This window comes from Hanstruepera marina (assembly GCF_019880635.1).
GTDB classification, from domain to species: Bacteria; Bacteroidota; Bacteroidia; order Flavobacteriales; family Flavobacteriaceae; genus Hanstruepera; species Hanstruepera marina.
Genome location: NZ_JAINVX010000001.1, coordinates 1,220,001 through 1,238,764, shown reverse-complemented (window position 1 = coordinate 1,238,764; position 18,764 = coordinate 1,220,001). Strand labels below are relative to the sequence as shown.

At 33.5% G+C, this 18,764-nt stretch carries 17 protein-coding genes and 2 rRNA genes (1 of these 19 only partly in view); 14 read left to right on the top strand and 5 right to left on the bottom strand.

Annotation, left to right across the window (positions count from 1 at the left end; genetic code table 11):
• Positions 1-89 precede the first annotated feature (89 nt).
• The 3 genes from K7G76_RS05805 (at position 90) to K7G76_RS05795 (ending at position 3,855) form a co-directional block, all read left to right on the top strand.
• On the top strand, positions 90-1,505 hold the full coding sequence (locus K7G76_RS05805) for a trypsin-like peptidase domain-containing protein (RefSeq protein ID WP_223033224.1): 1,416 nt from the start codon (positions 90-92) through the stop codon (positions 1,503-1,505).
• A 138-nt stretch (positions 1,506-1,643) separates the two neighbouring features.
• Positions 1,644-3,092: a glyceraldehyde-3-phosphate dehydrogenase gene (locus tag K7G76_RS05800; protein ID WP_223033223.1), complete on the top strand. Its 1,449-nt coding sequence runs from the start codon at positions 1,644-1,646 to the stop codon at positions 3,090-3,092.
• A gap of 133 nt (positions 3,093-3,225) precedes the next feature.
• Complete coding sequence (locus K7G76_RS05795; RefSeq protein ID WP_223033222.1) at positions 3,226-3,855, top strand: tRNA (guanine-N1)-methyltransferase; 630 nt, start codon at positions 3,226-3,228, stop codon at positions 3,853-3,855.
• 39 nt (positions 3,856-3,894) lie between these two features.
• Here the strand turns inward: K7G76_RS05795 and K7G76_RS05790 are convergent, their stop codons facing one another.
• Positions 3,895-4,833, bottom strand: a complete 939-nt coding sequence (locus K7G76_RS05790; protein WP_223033221.1) for a DUF6624 domain-containing protein — start codon at positions 4,831-4,833, stop codon at positions 3,895-3,897.
• A complete protein-coding gene (locus K7G76_RS05785; protein WP_223033220.1) occupies positions 4,830-5,201 on the bottom strand; it encodes a hypothetical protein in 372 nt (123 codons plus the stop codon). Before K7G76_RS05785 ends, K7G76_RS05790 begins: the two co-directional genes overlap by 4 nt.
• Positions 5,202-5,615: 414 nt before the next feature.
• On the opposite strand from K7G76_RS05785, the gene K7G76_RS05780 reads away from it, so the two are divergent.
• The 11 genes from K7G76_RS05780 (at position 5,616) to K7G76_RS05730 (ending at position 17,451) form a co-directional block, all read left to right on the top strand.
• The gene (locus K7G76_RS05780) at positions 5,616-7,001 is read left to right on the top strand and encodes a serine hydrolase (protein ID WP_223033219.1); all 1,386 of its coding nucleotides are present in this window, start codon (positions 5,616-5,618) and stop codon (positions 6,999-7,001) included.
• Position 7,002: 1 nt separating this feature from the next.
• On the top strand, positions 7,003-7,473 hold the full coding sequence (locus K7G76_RS05775; RefSeq protein WP_223033218.1) for a hypothetical protein: 471 nt from the start codon (positions 7,003-7,005) through the stop codon (positions 7,471-7,473).
• Positions 7,466-8,041, top strand: a complete 576-nt coding sequence (locus K7G76_RS05770; protein ID WP_223033217.1) for a helix-turn-helix domain-containing protein — start codon at positions 7,466-7,468, stop codon at positions 8,039-8,041. The genes K7G76_RS05775 and K7G76_RS05770 overlap by 8 nt, the downstream gene beginning before the upstream one ends.
• A gap of 204 nt (positions 8,042-8,245) precedes the next feature.
• Positions 8,246-8,923 carry a tRNA (guanosine(37)-N1)-methyltransferase TrmD gene (gene trmD, locus K7G76_RS05765; protein ID WP_223033216.1) on the top strand — a complete coding sequence of 226 codons (678 nt, stop codon included), beginning with the start codon at positions 8,246-8,248 and terminating at the stop codon, positions 8,921-8,923.
• 183 nt (positions 8,924-9,106) lie between these two features.
• Positions 9,107-9,460 carry a 50S ribosomal protein L19 gene (gene rplS, locus K7G76_RS05760; RefSeq protein ID WP_223033215.1) on the top strand — a complete coding sequence of 118 codons (354 nt, stop codon included), beginning with the start codon at positions 9,107-9,109 and terminating at the stop codon, positions 9,458-9,460.
• Positions 9,461-10,162: 702 nt separating this feature from the next.
• Complete coding sequence (locus tag K7G76_RS05755) at positions 10,163-10,735, top strand: pentapeptide repeat-containing protein (protein ID WP_223033214.1); 573 nt, start codon at positions 10,163-10,165, stop codon at positions 10,733-10,735.
• 147 nt (positions 10,736-10,882) lie between these two features.
• Entirely contained in the window at positions 10,883-13,111 is a 2,229-nt protein-coding gene (locus tag K7G76_RS05750; RefSeq protein ID WP_223033213.1) for an NADP-dependent isocitrate dehydrogenase, read from the top strand.
• A 70-nt stretch (positions 13,112-13,181) separates the two neighbouring features.
• Entirely contained in the window at positions 13,182-15,557 is a 2,376-nt protein-coding gene (locus tag K7G76_RS05745) for a TonB-dependent receptor (RefSeq protein WP_223033212.1), read from the top strand.
• Positions 15,558-15,562: 5 nt separating this feature from the next.
• Entirely contained in the window at positions 15,563-16,381 is an 819-nt protein-coding gene (locus K7G76_RS05740; RefSeq protein ID WP_223033211.1) for a DUF4249 domain-containing protein, read from the top strand.
• 28 nt (positions 16,382-16,409) lie between these two features.
• Positions 16,410-17,228 carry an N-acetylmuramic acid 6-phosphate etherase gene (murQ, locus tag K7G76_RS05735; protein ID WP_223033210.1) on the top strand — a complete coding sequence of 273 codons (819 nt, stop codon included), beginning with the start codon at positions 16,410-16,412 and terminating at the stop codon, positions 17,226-17,228.
• Positions 17,218-17,451: a DUF6095 family protein gene (locus K7G76_RS05730; RefSeq protein WP_223033209.1), complete on the top strand. Its 234-nt coding sequence runs from the start codon at positions 17,218-17,220 to the stop codon at positions 17,449-17,451. Before murQ ends, K7G76_RS05730 begins: the two co-directional genes overlap by 11 nt.
• Here K7G76_RS05730 and K7G76_RS05725 read toward each other — a convergent pair.
• From K7G76_RS05725 to K7G76_RS05715, 3 genes are all read right to left on the bottom strand, one after another.
• A complete protein-coding gene (locus K7G76_RS05725) occupies positions 17,438-17,938 on the bottom strand; it encodes a hypothetical protein (RefSeq protein WP_223033208.1) in 501 nt (166 codons plus the stop codon). The genes K7G76_RS05730 and K7G76_RS05725 overlap by 14 nt on opposite strands.
• A gap of 133 nt (positions 17,939-18,071) precedes the next feature.
• Positions 18,072-18,179, bottom strand: a 5S ribosomal RNA gene (gene rrf / locus K7G76_RS05720).
• 86 nt (positions 18,180-18,265) lie between these two features.
• A 23S ribosomal RNA gene (locus tag K7G76_RS05715) occupies positions 18,266-18,764 on the bottom strand; it runs 2,322 nt beyond the window's last position.

The following is an 18,764-nucleotide window of genomic DNA, read 5'->3' as shown; positions in this document are numbered from 1 at the left end:
ATACGACGTTAAAAAAAGTTAAAACTTAATAACTAAATCAATAAACAATTAATTTTAATCGTTGTTCAAATATTAAAAACAATTAACAGATGAAAAAAATCGCAACCTTATTATTTGTTTCCGTTTTAGGTGGCCTTATAACCTTGTCTGCCTACAAACTTTTTATTGAAGAAAACGCAACCATTAAAGTGGCAGAACACACTGAAGAAAGCCCTTCATTTGTTCAAACTAATTACGGCAATTCGAATCTAAATGTATTACCAGTGGCTCCAAATTTTGTTGATGCCGCTGAAAAGACATTGCACGCTGTGGTGCATGTTAAAAATACAGCCGTAGTTTCCAGCCCTGCCACTCTTGAAGATTTCTTTTTTGGAAGGCGTTCGCAACGTGCACAAGTGGGCACAGGAAGCGGAGTCATTATAGATAAAAATGGATATATAATAACCAACAATCATGTTATTGCTGGTGCACGCGACATATCTATTACTACCAATGACAACAAAATTTACGAGGCTAAACTTATTGGCACTGACCCAAAAACAGATATTGCCTTATTAAAAATTGAAGCTGACGAGGATTTACCTTATATAATTTTTGGGGATTCAGATGATGCTAAAATTGGTGAATGGGTATTAGCCGTTGGTAACCCATTCAACTTGACATCAACAGTGACTGCAGGAATTATTAGTGCTAAATCAAGAGACCTAACCGGTCAGAATCACCAATCATTTATTCAAACTGATGCTGCTGTAAATCCAGGTAATTCTGGTGGTGCTTTGGTAAATGCTAATGGTGAATTGGTAGGAATTAACACTGCCATAAGTTCGCAAACAGGATCCTACATTGGGTATTCGTTTGCTGTACCTAGTAATATTGCCAGAAAAGTTGTTGAGGATATTATGGAGTTTGGCAATGTTCAAAATGGTATATTAGGTGTAAACGGTTGGAGTTTAAACGGAGAAACTTCAGAAAAATTAGAAGTTAACTATACCGAAGGATTCTATGTTGGCTCTGTTGATGAAAAATCTGGTGCCAAAGAAGCTGGTATCATAAAAGGCGACATTATTACCAAAATTGACGATGTTAAGATTTCTAAATTTTCAGATTTAACGGGTTACCTGAATACTAAACGCCCTGGCGATGTTGTTAATGTTTCCATTATTCGCGAAAATAATTCGACAATTCTTCCAGTTACCTTGTCTAATATTGAAATAATGACAACCGAGTTTTTAGACATTCACGTTAGAAACCTGTCACAAGAGATTAAAGATGAATACAAAATTGAAAATGGTGTATTGGTAACCAAAAATGACAACTATTGGTTATATCAAAAAATCGGTCTTAATAGAGGTTATATTATTACAGAAATTAACGGTCAGAAAATCAATACCGTTGAAGATATTGCCAAACTTAAAAATAAATATGGTGATAAGCTTGTCGATAAAATTGAAACCCTAGAGCTTATAAACAGGCGTGGCCAAAAGCAGAGTTACATATTTAGATAATAGCCAGACATATTAAAAAAGTCCCTTTAACAAATATTAACGTTAAAGGGATTTTTATTTTCAAAAAAATCTAAACGAAAACGTTTGAAATAACTTACTTTTGCAAAAAATTTAACAACACACTAAATATTTAAAACAATGAGTTTTAACGAAACTTATGAGAACGAATTAGCGTTTCAAGCAGACAGACGCAAAGCTACCGTAGAGTTTATTAAGATTGTTAGCGACCTATGGTACGACAAATCTATTGAATTGGTACTTTTTAGAAATCAACTAATCGATAGAAATGTGAGTGAAATTTTAAATTTGCACGAATACGCTTGTGAGTTTGTGCAGAAGCCTATTTCTATTTTCGACTCTGTTGAAATTGCGCAAGCCATAAAAACGTTGGACTTACCTCCTGCTAAATTAGACATTGGCAAGTTAACCTATGAGTACCATTTAGAAGAGAAGAAATTTGATAATGCATTAGCTTTTGTTGCTGATAAATTAAGTGATGCTAAAACTGAAAAAGCCATAAAACCAAAAGACGTTGTTCTTTATGGATTTGGTAGAATTGGTCGTTTAGTTGCAAGAGAGTTAATGACAAAAACAGGTAAAGGTAGTCAGTTGCGATTAAGAGCCATTGTAACACGTGGTGCTATTGACCAAACTGTTTTAGAAAAACGTGCCTCGTTATTACGCAACGATTCTGTTCATGGTGATTTTCCAGGAACTGTTGTTGCCGATTTAAAAAACAGTGCCTTAATAATTAACGGCACAACGGTTAATATTATTTCTGCCAATGCTCCAGAGGATATTGACTATACAACTTATGGTATAGATCATGCTTTGGTTATAGATAACACTGGTGCCTTTAGAGATAAAGAAGCCTTAAGTAGACATTTAAAATCTAAAGGTGTCGATAAAGTATTATTAACAGCTCCTGGAAAAGGTGTTCCAAATATTGTTCATGGTGTTAACCAATTAGACCACAACCCTGATACTGTTGATATATTTTCAGCCGCTTCTTGTACAACCAATGCCATTACGCCAGTCTTAAAAGCTATTGAAGATTCTTTTGGTGTAAAAAGCGGACATTTAGAAACCATACATGCCTATACTAACGATCAAAACTTGGTAGATAATTTTCACAAAAAATACCGTCGTGGTCGTGCCGCAGCTTTAAACATGGTAATTACTGAAACTGGAGCAGGTAGTGCAGTTGCTAAAGCCTTACCAGAATTAGAAGGCAAATTAACATCTAATGCCATTCGTGTTCCTGTACCTAATGGATCTTTAGCTATTTTAAATTTAGAATTAGATAAGGAAACTTCGGTTGATGGTATTAATACTATCCTTAAAAAATATGCTTTAGAAGGTAATTTAGTCGAACAAATTAAATACGAATTAAGTGACGAGTTAGTTTCTAGTGATATTGTGGGAAGCTCTGCTCCTGCAATTTACGACAGTAAGGCAACCATAGTTCGTGAAGATGGTAAAAACGCCATACTTTATATTTGGTACGATAACGAATATGGCTATAGCCATCAGGTAATTAGATTAGCTAAATACATTGCCAAAGTAAGACGTTTTACATATTATTAGTAGAAAAACATCTAAATAATAATTTACATCGTATATATCAAAAAGCCTCACATTTGTGAGGCTTTTTATTAATATCCATCGATACTAAACTTAATTTATTATTTTCGTAAACAACAAAAACTTAACAAACCTGATGAATACGTTTAAATTTTTAGCAATTATAGCTTTAAGCCTATTTAGTTTTAATGCCATTCAAGCCCAAACCGAAACCGCAGAAGATGACGACGGACTGTCTTTAAATACCAGCACAATTGACAATCAATTTGAATACGTGTTAAAAAAATCTGGAAATTTTAGAGGTACAAATGGGCAAATGTATGAAGCGGTTAATAGAGGTATGTTTTTGACTTTAAAGGCACATACCATCGATTCGTTAGAAACCATTCGTAAAGATTTGGTTGACACACAAGCTATTGTAAACACACAGGCTAAAGAAATTGACGAGTTAAAGACTAATTTAACCAATACCCAATCCACGCTAGATTCAACAAACAAAGAAAAAGACAGTATGTCGCTATTTGGTATGCAAATGAGCAAAACCAATTACAATGTTTTAATGTGGTCTATGTTAGGTATTTTATTAGCCTTATTACTATTGTTTATCTATAAATTTAATAACAGTAATGCCGTAACAAAAGAAGCCAGAAATAACTTGGCTGAAATTGAAGAAGAGTTTGAAGAGCATAGACGAACGGCTTTAGAACGCGAACAAAAGGTAAGACGCCAATTACAAGACGAAATTAACAAGCAAAAAAACGGGTAATTAAACCTCTGTTTAAGAATACAAAAAAATCTGCAAACGCTAGTCTGCAGATTTTTTTTGTTCAACATCAAAATCGTAATTTATCTTTCGTTTTAAATAATCTTTTAAAGGCTCTAATCCTATGGTTTTTCTTCGCCTATCCACAAATTCAGGATCTTTAATTGGAAACGGTTCGAGAGTCTTATCTTGACTATATCGAAATTGCATACCATATAATTGTAATTTTCCATCATTAACAAGTATCCTGTCTTGTATTTTAGCAAATTCCGTACAACTACCTTCTCCCTTTAAACAAGACTCCTTAATTCTATCAATATATTTTTTTCGAATGGAATCATCTTCATGATGGTTAATACATAATAAAGGAGCATCTGCTGCTAATGTACCAACTGTAGAGTATTTTGGCCAACCATAAACATCAATCAATCGCCGAATTTCTTTAAAATTTTCTGAAACTAATTGTTGCTTAAGTTCTCCCAAAGGATAGTACCATTGTGGTATATATTGCTCTGATACATAAAAGCGTCTCGCTTGTTTTATATAGTAATCCAACGCTTGGTCTTTTATTATAACTTGCAAAAGCTTTTTAGTATACTCTGGTTGAATAAGATTTCCATTATGTTTTTGAAATTTTTCAAATTGTTTGTTTTCGATATATTCCCAACGGTCATCATCAATCAAGGCATATAAATCGGAATCTGTTAATGGTCTTAACGAATGATTGTTTTTAAGCGCTAAGTTCAAATAGTAAAAGGCACTATCTTTTTGATACGTTAAAGCAAAAGCACATGCCAAGTTATAAGTGTTTATTGAGTCTTCAGTTGTTTTTATAAATGATTCTTTATAAGCAGCAATAGCCGCTTCCAATTTGCCCTCTTGCCTTAAGTGATCACCATTAGAAACGGCAACTTGTGACAAGCTCGTATGATTAATTACAACTAAGGCAACCATACCAATAACATATTTCAATGAAATCATGAGGGCATATTTATGGAATTAGAAATTCCTTTAAGCATTTTGCAAATCATAAAAAGAATAACCCCCAAAACTGGTGTAATTAGTGTATACGAAACACCTTGGAATATGAGGTTTGGAGCTCCACCACCAGATTTTCCGATAAAGTAGAAACTATGCATTAAACCCAATAGTAATGATAAAACTGTCGATATAATAATCCAAAAAGCAGCGTTATCAATTCGTTTATTATGATACTCAATCTGCGTGGCTTTTCTTTTGCTTTTCGATTGTATTTTTTTTGCAAAATGGTATGAAGCCATTCCAATAAAAATGACAAACACAATAATAAATTTTAAATCTCCACTTGTTATAAATTCTGTAAAAGGCATTCTCATAATTATATAAATTTTAAATTATGAGTCAAATCTAAATGTATAAGCCATCTGTTTTCTTCTTTTGCGATAGATAACGTTTTAAACAAGCGTTTCTAAAGTTTTATAGTGTTTATTGCATACTGTGTCAAATTCCTTATTAATAAGGTTATTGATCTCTGTTTATAGACAAGGAATATAACTTGTATTGAGCTTGTCTAAATAATAAAACGATATCATATCAATAAGTTGTGCGTAAGCTTGACTCAACTAAATAAAGGATACGTAATACTTAAAATCTAATAACAACTAATCCATATCTATCAGTATTCAAAGGACTGCCCCAGATGTCATAAAGATGTCATAAGCTTGGCGCAAGTGTCATCTCCCCATTGTATTTAATTTTGTTCACTGATCATTAAATACAAATCAATGAATAATTTTTTTACAACACTCACTTTTCTTTTCATTACATATTTTAACTTTAGCCAAAGCTATGAATCAAAAATTGACTCTATAGTTTCCCAACAATATAATGCTAATGATCCTGGCATTGCAATTTTGGTAGCTAAAGACGGTAAAGCCATTTATAAAAAAGCTTTAGGAAAATCAAATTTAGAATTAAATACACCTTTGGAGATTAACAGTGTATTTCAGATTGGTTCCATCACAAAACAATTCACTGCGATTTCAATTTTAATGCTTGTAGAGCAAGGTAAGCTCAATATCGAAGATAAAATAGGAAAATATATTCCCGAATATGCAGAGGTTGGAAAAGATATTACCATTCATCATTTATTAAATCATACTTCCGGAATAAAAAACAAAACGCTTTTAAGTGAAAAGAATTATACTTCAAGAATGGATAGGTCTCCAAAAGAACTCATTACCTATTTTAAAGATGAACCATTGGAATTTATTCCTGGTGAAAAATTTAAATACAGTAATGCAGGATATATTTTATTGGGACAAATTATTGAAACAATTTCCAAGCAATCTTATGGACAATTTATTCAAGAAAATATTTTTGATAAAATAGGAATGACATCATCATATTATGGTAATATGAAACATATTATTCCAAACCGAACTACAGGTTATATAGTTGAACAAAATGATTTTATAAACGCAGATTATATGAGCTTGTCATTAGCATATTCAGCTGGAGCTTTATTATCTACTACAGAGGATCTTTTAAAATGGCAAAACGCATTACTTTCAAACACGCTATTAAAAGAATCTAGTATAAAGCAAGCAATGACACCAACCCTATTAAACACTGGAAAAAGAATACCTTATGGATATGCTTTTCGGTTTTCAAGATTGGAAAATTCTCCTGTAATTGCTCACACAGGAAGCACAAAGGGTTTTACCAGTATTGCTCTGTTTTTACCTAAAGAAAACATATATATAACTGCATTAACGAATTGCAATTGTAAAAATGTAAACAACGTTGCAAAACAAGTTGCAGAATTATTTGTTACTAGCCCAGACACAAACAAAGTTTCTGCAATAATTAAAACCACTAAACAAGAAAGGAAGCCTATTGCAGTTCCCGCTGAGATATTGAATAATTATACGGGTACTTATGAGGTTAAACCAAACGTAAACCTCACAGTCGGTTTAGATAACACAAATCAATTATACCTATTAGCACCAGGTCAAACTAAAAAGGTTGAACTTTTTGCTGAAACTCAAAATCATTTTTTTGTAAAAATTGTAGATGCAGAAATCACGTTTAATAAAAATGAAATGAACAAAGTTATTAGCTTAACGATGAATCAATCTGGTCGTAAAATTATCGCTAAAAAGAACTAGTATGAAAAACAACGAAAAAACTACTATACAGCAAGCCAAGCATTATGCTAAAGCACCCATAATAATTGCATTAATCTTAACACCTGTTAGATATTGTTTGGAATTATTGGGATTGCCTGAATATTCTATTTTTATTATTGGGTTACTTTGGCTTACGTTAGGATTTGCAATATATTTAGGTATTAAAATAGCTAAACATAAAAAAGCATTCCAGATTCTTTTTTTTAGTTTACTTATTTACTCGCCTATTTCAAGAATTCCAGTCGCCATACTTTGGTGGGTAGATACAAAATGGGAAATTGGTACTCATTATGGACTATATTTTGATAATTTTGGGCAAGCGCTATTAAATCATGTTATATACGGGTCGTTAGTTCAATTGATTCCTGGATTTTTATTAGGAATATTAACCATCATAATAATGAGGTACAGAAAAACTCTAACTAAAAAGAAATCTTTAGAAAATGGATAACAACTATTTGGCTTTAAGAGTAAAAGAATTGAGAAACCAGAAAGGAATGTCTCAAGAATTTCTAGCAGAAGAATCTGGTTTAAGTTTACGAACTATTCAACGAATTGAAAAGGGTGAATCAAACCCTACAGGTGAATCATTGAAGCGATTAGCAAATGCTTTAAATGTAAATCCTGATGAATTAATTGATTGGTCTATAAAAGAAGACAAAAAGTATTTAACGTTTATGAATCTATCAGCTCTAACATTTCTGTTCTTTCCATTACTTGGGATTTTAATTCCATTTATACTTTGGACATCGAAAAAAGGTAAGATTAAAAATATCAACAAATTAGGGAAAGATCTAATCAATTTTGAGATAACTTGGACATTACTTTTGTTTTTTATTCCTTTTTTCTGGTTTCTCATGTCAAAAATAGGAGTTTTAGCAAGTCTTACTCTAAACATAGTTTTCATTATTATTGGAGTTATGTACTTTATCAATTTGATCTTAATATTACTAAATTCAATAAGAATCAGTAATGAAAATGATATAATCTACAATCCGAAAATTAAATTTTTAAGATGAAAGCCAGCGTACAACAACGTGTATAATCCATAGCTAGCTAAATATTAATTGGTAAAATAATCTTACATTTATATTGATTCTTAAGCAGAAATTTCTGCGGAATTTCCCGTAACGGAATCATCACGAACACGTCAACGAAACTCCAAAAACAAAACTTACCATTCCAAAAACATTTCAAGTATATTTGCAGTCTAAAGCAAGCCTATGCGCATAGATATTATTACCGTTTTACCCGAACTATTACAAAGTCCGTTTGAGGCTTCTATTTTGAAACGCGCCATTGAGGCCAACTTGGTAGAAGTGCATTTTCATAACCTTCGGGATTATACTACGGACAATTATAAATCGGTAGACGATTACCAGTTTGGTGGTGGTGCAGGCATGGTCATGATGATTGAGCCTATAGACAAATGTATTTCTGGTTTAAAAGCCGAACGTGACTATGATGAGATTATCTACATGACACCTGATGGCGAAACTCTAAATCAAGGCATAGCCAATCAGTTATCACTTAAAGAAAATATCATAATTTTATGTGGCCATTATAAAGGCGTTGACCAACGTGTTCGCGACCATTTTATTACCCGTGAAATCTCCATTGGCGATTTTGTGCTTTCAGGAGGCGAATTGGGCGCGGCCGTATTGTGCGATGCCGTTATTAGATTAATTCCAGGGGTTTTGGGCAATGAAACCTCTGCCCTTACCGATTCGTTTCAAGATAATTTATTGGCGCCACCTATTTATACCAGACCACGCAGTTACAATGGTTGGGACGTTCCAGAAGTGTTGTTTAGCGGTAATTTTCCAGAAATTGAAAAATGGCGGGAAGATCAGGCCTACAAGAGAACCCATGAAAGACGTCCTGATTTATTGGATGAATAAACTAAATTATGGCGTCAGTTCAAGTCTACCAGTGTTAACCGTCGGTAAGTAACGAGGACAAAACTTTTTGACTTTTCACTTTTAACTTGCAACTTTTTAATTATCTTTGCACCCAATTTCGGGTTAACCTCTGGCGAGAATCGTGAATGTTGTTTCGAATTAATTCTATTTAAATTTAAAGATATGGAATCTTTAGTAAAATTTGTACAAGACGAGTTTGTAACAAGAAAAGATTTTCCAGAGTTTAGCGCTGGAGATACAATTACGGTTTATTACGAAATTAAGGAAGGTAATAAAACCCGTACACAGTTTTTTAGAGGTGTTGTAATTCAAAGAAGAGGTACAGGATCTTCTGAAACATTTACCATTAGAAAAATGTCTGGAACTATTGGAGTTGAACGTATTTTCCCAGTAAACATGCCAGCATTGCAAAAAGTTGAAGTTAACAAACGTGGTAGCGTACGTAGAGCACGTATCTATTACTTCAGAGGCTTGACTGGTAAGAAAGCAAGAATTAAAGAAAGCATGAAACGTTAATAATTAGTTGATAACGTTGGAAAGCCCTGCTTTTACAGGGCTTTTTTTATTAACAAAAGTTAATAACTTAAGTTTATAAACAGTTGATATCTAATAGCTTAAAAAATTTGGAATTTTAAAAAGCTGTCCTATATTAGCAGAAGGATTAAGGAACAACTTCGGTTGGTTTTCGTTTGAAAATAACAAATTAGTCTTTAATTCCAGTAAAGTAACGTTCTTTATCATAAATTGTTTTTTGAGGTTTTGAGGTAGCATGTGTAAGCATGTTTAACTAAAAAATCATGAAGCTTAAAAACGTACTGTATGTTTAGGCAGATGGTAGCCGTTTAAGTGGAAAGTTTCTAAATATAGGTGAGACCGAAAGTGATAGCCTGTTGACGAGACAATGTTTTGAAAGTTGCAAACCATGAAAACTGGCGGGTAAACAGACAAAACATCAAGAAAAGCAATTAAACGGAACATTTTAGCAACAGGTCAATACATTTTGAAAGTTGCAGTTAACAAAATGTTTCATTTGAGTTAGTTTAGCTTGAATTGAAAAGGTTGAAGCAATTTAACCCAGATAGTAGCAATAGTATCTAGATCACGCAAAACTAATTTCAAAGAAAGCCATATCAATATCAGGTGTACATCTGAAGTGATATGGCTTTTGTTTTTTCTAATTATTGGTTTTGTATCTTTATCGTTTACAAAAAACAAAACATGTCCATCCCTTTTATTGCCGATAAGACATTTGATAAAAAAGACTATCGGAAAGAAAACCTTACCAAAGCTGAATATGACAACTGCATCTTTATTAATTGTGATTTCACAGATTCATATCTATCTGCCGTATCTTTTACCGATTGTCAATTTAAGGACTGTAACTTAAGTGGCATTAAAGTTAAGGACGCCACTTTTAAAGATGTTCTGTTTTCACATTGTAAGCTTTTAGGAATTAATTTCTACGAGTTTAGTGATTTTCTTTTTTCTTTTGAGGCCCATCATTCTATATTTAGTTTTTCTTCATTTTATAATAAAAACCTAAATCAAACACGCTTTAGCCATTGTATTTTAGAAAAAGTGGATTTTACCAATGCCAACTTATCAAAATCATGTTTTGATCATACCGATTTAAAGCAGGCTACATTTGACAATACTAATCTAGAAAAAGCCGATTTGACAAAAGCTTCCAATTTTGACATAAATCCAGAAACCAACAATGTGAAATGCGCAAAATTCTCAAAGGAAGGTGCTTTGTCGCTGTTGAACACATTCAAAATTGTCATTGAGTAATTATATCACATTTTTCTCAAAAAATTTCCATTTAAAAAAATAATATAAGACCTCAAATCAATATCTCATTTACAAAAATCCTCAATTATTTGCTATATTTGCAATTCTTAAAAACAAAGCATTCACGCCAATAAAACTTTAATAATTATGACAAAATCTTCTACAATAATTTACACTAAAACAGATGAAGCTCCAGCATTAGCAACCTATTCGTTTCTTCCTATAGTAAAAGCATTTGCTAATTCATCTGGAATTAATGTTGAAACGAAAGACATCTCTTTAGCTGCTAGAATTTTAGCTGTTTTTCCAGATTTCTTAAATGCAGAACAACAAGTAGAAGATGCCCTAGGGATTTTAGGTGAATTGGTTAAAAAACCTGAAGCCAATATTATTAAATTGCCAAATATTAGTGCTTCAATTCCACAATTAAAAGCAGCTATAAAAGAATTACAAGATAAAGGTTACCCTCTTCCTGATTATCCTGAAAGTCCAGAAAACGATAAAGAAAAAGACATTAAAAATCGTTACGACAAAATTAAAGGAAGTGCAGTAAACCCTGTATTACGAGAAGGAAATTCTGATCGTCGTGCACCAAAAGCTGTTAAAAATTACGCTAAAAAGAATCCACATTCTATGGGAGCTTGGAGTAAAGATTCCAAAACACATGTAGCAACCATGAGTGCTGGTGATTTTGCTCATAATGAAAAATCGACAACAATATCTGAAGCTACTTCAATAAAAATAGTGCATACTGATGAAGCTGGAAATGAAACAGTTTTAAAATCAGCATTCCCTTTACTTACTGGCGAAATTATTGATGCCACAGTAATGAGCAAAAAAGCTTTATTAAGCTTTTTAGAGCGTGAAGTTGCTGATGCAAAGGAACAAGGCGTGTTATTTTCATTGCACATGAAAGCAACCATGATGAAAGTTAGTGACCCAATTATCTTTGGTCATGCAGTTCGCGTATACTTCAAAGATTTATTTGAAAAATATGGACACGATTTTGAAGAATTAGGGGTTGATGTCAACAATGGTTTCGGAAATTTAGTTAGCAAACTTGCAGAATTACCAGAAGACAAACGTAATGCTATTAAAGCCGATATTGAGGCCACTTTTAATAACCAACCTGATTTGGCTATGGTTAATAGTGACAAAGGTATTACAAACTTACACGTACCTAGCGATGTTATTATTGATGCTTCTATGCCTGCCATGATTCGTACGTCTGGGCAAATGTGGAACAAAGAAGGTAAACAACAAGATACTAAAGCGGTTATTCCAGATAGTAGTTATGCAGGAATCTATTCAGCTACAATAAATTTTTGTAAAGAGCATGGTGCTTTTGATCCAACAACTATGGGTACTGTACCCAATGTAGGTTTAATGGCTCAAAAAGCAGAAGAATACGGTTCTCATGATAAAACATTTGAAATAGCAAGTAAAGGAAAAGTCTCAGTAATTGATGCTTCTGGCAATACTTTAATGGAACATCATGTTGAACCTGGTGATATTTGGAGAATGTGCCAAGTAAAAGATGCACCTATTCAAGATTGGGTAAAACTAGCCGTAAATCGTTCAAGAGCTTCACAAACACCAGCTGTATTCTGGCTTGATAAAAATAGAGCTCATGACGCCGAGTTAATCAAAAAAGTGAATACCTACTTAAAAGACCATGATACAACTGGGTTGGATATTCGTATTCTTTCACCTATTGAAGCAACTAAATTTACTTTAGAGCGTGTAAAAGCAGGACAAGACACCATATCGGTTACAGGAAATGTACTACGTGATTATTTAACCGATTTATTCCCAATATTGGAATTGGGAACTAGTGCTAAAATGCTTTCTATTGTACCATTAATGAATGGTGGTGGATTATTTGAAACTGGCGCTGGCGGTTCTGCCCCAAAACACGTTCAACAATTAGTTGAAGAAAATCACTTGCGTTGGGATTCTTTGGGAGAGTTTTTAGCTCTAGCTGTTTCATTTGAGCATTTAAGTGAAGTAACCAATAACCCTAAAGCTCAAGTTTTAGGAGAAGCGCTAGATGAGGCTACTGAAAAATTATTGCAAAACAACCAATCTCCTAAACGAAAAGTTGGAGAGTTAGATAACAGAGGAAGTCATTTCTATTTAGCTATGCATTGGGCTGAAGCTTTAGCTAGTCAGACAAAAGATGAAGGTTTACAAAAACGTTTTGCGCCTATTTCTAATTTGTTTAAAGTTAACGAATCAACCATAATATCAGAATTGAATGGTGTTCAAGGCAATGCTGCCAATATTGGTGGTTATTACGAACCGAATGGCGAGTTGGCAAATAATGTCATGCGTCCAAGCCAAACTTTAAACAAAATACTAGATTCCTTAAAATAAATATAAAGTTTATCAAAAAAGCTCCTAATCAGGAGCTTTTTTTTATAATTTTAGTACAAAATTGTTCTGAATGAATCTACGTATTTTAGGTCTACTTTGCCTATTTTGGTTTTCAAACCATTTCGTATTAGCTCAAGAAAAAGTAACATTAAGTGGTGTAGTTTCAGATTCTAACAATAATGAAACATTAATTGGAGTCAACATCTTATTCCCAGAACTATCTACTGGAGCTACGACAAACGAATATGGCTTTTACTCCATAACCTTACCAAAAGGTTCGTATAAATTAATTGTTAGCTATTTAGGCTATCAAGATTTTTCAGAAACTGTAGACCTAAATGAAAGTCTTACCAAAAATTTCAGCTTATCAGAATCTGTTGAAAGTCTTGATGAAGTCATAATTAAAGAAAATGTTGAAAAACTCAACATTAGAAAACCACAAATGAGCATCAATTCACTAACGGCTAATACCATAAAGCAAATACCTGTAGTTTTTGGAGAAGCTGATGTTATTAAAGCCATTACCCTTCTACCTGGAGTTACTACAGCTGGTGAAGGTGCTTCTGGATTTAATGTTCGTGGTGGAGCTGCAGATCAAAATCTAATATTGCTGGATGAAGCAACTATTTATAATTCATCACATTTATTCGGTTTCTTTTCGGTTTTCAATCCCGATGCCATAAAAGATTTAAAACTCTATAAAGGGGGTATTCCTGCACGATATGGCGGTCGTGTTTCTTCGGTTTTGGATATTTACCAAAAAGAAGGAAACAGCAATAAGTTTCATATGAATGGCGGAATTGGCTTAATATCTAGTAGACTTTTGGCTGAAGGCCCAATAAATAAAGGACAAGGCTCTTTTTTATTGGCAGGAAGAGCCACATACGCTCATTTATTTTTACCACTTTTTGAAGTTGAAAACAAAGCCTACTTCTACGATTTAAACACCAAAATAAGTTACAAGCTTAATCAGAATAATAATGTTTACCTGTCTGGATATTTTGGGCGTGATGTATTCAGCCTGAACGAAAGTTTTAAAAATACGTATGGAAATACTGTGTTAAATTTTAGATGGAACCATCTTTTTTCTGATAAATTGTTTTCAAACCTTTCACTTATATACTCTGATTACTATTATGGCTTAAGACTTGACTTTGTAGGGTTTAATTGGGATTCCGGAATTCGTAATTTCAATGTAAAATATGATTTTAAACACTATGTAAGTGATAAAATAAAACTACAGTACGGCTTAAATAGTATATACCATAAGTTTAATCCTGGAGAAATTACACCTTCATCATCAGATTCTGGAATAAATGCGGACAAACTAATCGACAAATATGCTTTTGAAAACGCTATATATCTAGATGTGGAACATAAGTTAACCAATAGATTAATGGCTTCTTATGGTTTACGATACAGTTCTTTCTTGCGTTTAGGTCAAGATGAATTAAATATATATGAAAACAATCAAGCCGTAAATTTCAATCAGGAATTACAAGTTTATGAAAAAGCTGAACCTATTGGAACTGAAACTTACAGTAGAAGTGATATCATTAAATCATTTGGAAACCTTGAGCCACGTGCCGCTTTAGCGTATGAGTTAAACAATAATTCATCTATAAAAGCAAGTTACAACCGTTTAAGCCAATATTTAAGCCTTATATCTAATACAAACTCTCCAACGCCTTTAGATGTTTGGGCTCCCAGTGGTAAATACATTGAGCCACAAATTTTAGATCAAGTTGCTTTAGGATATTTCAGGAATTTTAAAGACAATATGTATTCATTGGAACTTGAAACGTTCTATAAAAAAGTTGAAAACAGAATTGATTATATAGATGGAGCTGATTTAATTGCCAATGACGCCATAGAGCAAGTTATATTAAATGGTGAAGCTAGAGCTTATGGTTTAGAAATCTTATTCAGAAAAAATGAAGGCCGCTTTAAAGGTTGGATTGCTTATACGCTTTCAAAATCTGAACAGCGAACACCAGGAAGAACTTCTGTTGAACCAGGTATTAACAATGGTGAGTGGTATAGTACACCTTATGATAAAACCCATGATTTGTCTTTTACTGGCAGTTATGATTTTAATAAAAAATGGCGCTTTAATGCCAATTTTATTTTCCAAACGGGTCAACCTGTAACATATCCAAATGCCCAATATGAATATAATGGCATATCAATACCCAATTATGGATTAAGAAATGAAAACCGATTACCAGCATATAACCGATTGGATATTTCGGCTACCTATGTCCCTAAACCTGAAAAAATCAAAGGTTGGCAAGGCGAATGGGTATTTGGAATTTACAATGTCTATAACAGACGTAATGCAGCATCAATTCAATTTCAGGAAAATAGGGATACTGGTGTAAACGAAGCTGTAAGATTATCTATTTTTGGCATAGTGCCTTCTATTTCATATAATTTCAAATTCTAATTATTATGAAAATTAAACATATTGTCCTATTAGTATTCAGTTTAACTTTATTTACATGCGAAGATGTGATTGATGTTGATGTACCTACATCTGAACCAAGATTAGTAATTGACGCTTCGATAAATTGGTTTAAAGGTACTTCTGGAAACGATCAATCAATAAAATTAACTTTAACAGCTCCTTTTTTTAACGAATCGGTTCCTCCTGCCAATGATGCTCAAGTTTATATTACTGATGAGAGTAATACTGTTTACAATTTTATTGAAAATGGAAGTAGCGGTATTTATGAAAATTCAAATTTTGTACCTATAATTAATCAAGAGTATGAGCTCACCATAATATACAACAATGAAACATATACAGGCACTGAAACTCTTTTGGGAGTTTCTGAATTGGAATACGTAGAGCAAAATTTAGAAGGTGGGTTTACAGGTGAGGAAACAGAAATAAAAGCTTTTTTCACCGATCCAGTAAATGAAGAAAATTACTATTTCTTTGAATTTATACCAAGTATTCCTGTAACGCCAACACTTGATACATTTAAAGATGAATTTGTCAATGGAAATTTAATTTTTGGTTTCTATGTTGAAGAAGATTTAAATCCAAATGATGAAGTTATAATAAGGAATCATGGAGTATCAGAACGGTTCTATGAGTTTATGTTTCTTTTGCTTCAACAAACTGGTGGAGGTGGTGGGCCATTCGAAACCCAGCCAGCTACTGTTAGAGGAAATTGCATAAATACAACAAATCCAGACAATTATCCTCTTGGTTATTTTAGACTATCCGAAGTATCAGAAATTATTTATACAGTTCAAGAGTAAATACTATAAAATCTGTATTTTTGGACATATGGATTTTACAAAAACCACAGAACAAGATTCTAATTACGACTTTCTGGAAAACATGACGGTTTCCGAGTTATTGATAAACATCAATAATGAAGATAAAACTGTGCCACTTGCTGTTGAAAAAGCTATTCCACAAATAGAGCAATTAGTTTTTCAGGTTGTAGCAAAAATGCAAGATGGGGGTCGCTTGTTTTACATTGGTGCTGGTACTAGTGGACGTTTGGGTATAGTTGATGCTTCAGAATGCCCTCCAACTTTTGGTGTAGATTATAATCTTGTTATTGGATTAATAGCTGGTGGCGACAATGCCATTAGAAAAGCTGTAGAGTTTGCCGAAGATTCCGAATCTCAAGCTTGGCAAGACTTAAAAGAATATAATATAAATTCCAATGATGTTGTAATTGGTATTGCTGCCTCCGGTACTACACCCTATGTAATAGGTGGGCTTAAAATGTGTAATAACAATAATATTATTACGGGTTGTATTACTTGCAATCATAACAGTCCCTTATCTAAAACGGCTAAATTTCCAATTGAAGTCATTGTAGGTCCTGAGTTCGTAACCGGAAGTTCCCGTATGAAAGCAGGAACAGCTCAAAAATTGGTTCTTAATATGATATCGACCTCTGTAATGATTCAACTCGGAAAAGTTAAAGGAAATAAAATGGTTGATATGCAATTAAGTAATAATAAATTGGTAGATAGAGGCACAAAAATGCTGATGAAAGAACTGAATGTCTCGTACAAAGATGCAAATTTATTATTAAACAAATTTGGAAGTGTTCGTTTAGCTATCGAAAATTATCAAAATGGAAACTAAACATACAGACAAAGAAGTTTTGATTAAAGGCCTTAAAAAAATGGCTATTTCCCTATTATGTATGTTTTTTGGTCCCACATTAATTTATATAGCATTTAGCAATCAAGAAAAGCCTTTATTTATTCCAATATTAATTATAGGTATATTAATTTGCTTATCGGCTATTATTATAGCTTTTAAAGGGCTTAAAACAATACTTGACAGTATGTTTAATTCAAATTAACTGACTGTTTAGGTGTTGTGGGATTATATCCAAAATCTGCATCGTTTATAGTAATTTTCATCCCATCCAATATATAATTAATTATAGCGTAGTGATGAATTGCATGGCTATTTGCTTGAGCTAATAAAGCCGAATACGTATAAACTATCTCTACTTTACCAATTCCCAAATCATCTAATACTACAACCTCTTTTTTTAAATCAACATTCTCAAGGTTTTTAAGCTTATTTTTTAAGACTTCTAAATAAGTTAATGCTGCTTCACAGTTGGATTCCACATCAATATTTCGACATCTAGCAGTCAAATCAAAAACCTGTATAGGCTTCAAAATACAATCGTAAAAATCAAGTACATGCCTAATATGTGAGCCAACACTTGAATAATATGGGGAAATAGATTTATCGGTTAATATGGTATTGGATAAATTGGACAATAAAAATGAAGCCTTCTGAAGAGTTTTTAAATTAGCTTTAATTAGTGTATTCATGCAAAGATTTTATGAAACAGAAATTTATAAGTATGTAATATAATTAAATTTCCTCAATTAGTCTTTAAAAGCAATAAACCTTACACCCCCAAAACAAAAAACCCTTTCATCTATGCAATGAAAGGGTTTTCAAAAAAGGCGGCGACCTACTCTCCCACGAGTGCAGTACCATCGGCGCTAACGGGCTTAACTACTCTGTTCGGAATGGTAAGAGGTGAGCCCCGTCGCTATAACCACCTTAAGTCTTTCGGACGCTCGGTCCGTATATTGTTGACATATTGAAAAGTCTACATGATTAGTTTGTTGTACCTATAAAAAGAACGGCCGTACAATAAGCCTATGGGTTATTAGTACTACTCGGCTATGACATTACTGCCTTTACACCTGTAGCCTATCAACGTGGTCATCTCCCACGACCCTTTAAAGAAATCTCATCTTGTGGTGGGTTTCGCGCTTATATGCTTTCAGCGCTTATCCCTTCCGAACGTAGCTACCCAGCAATGCTCCTGGCGGAACAACTGGTACACCAGAGGTTCGTCCAACTCGGTCCTCTCGTACTAGAGTCAGATCCACTCAAATTTCTAACGCCCACAGTAGATAGAGACCGAACTGTCTCACGACGTTCTGAACCCAGCTCGCGTGCCACTTTAATGGGCGAACAGCCCAACCCTTGGGACCTTCTCCAGCCCCAGGATGTGACGAGCCGACATCGAGGTGCCAAACCCCCCCGTCGATGTGAGCTCTTGGGGGAGATCAGCCTGTTATCCCCGGAGTACCTTTTATCCTTTGAGCGATGGCCCTTCCATGCGGAACCACCGGATCACTA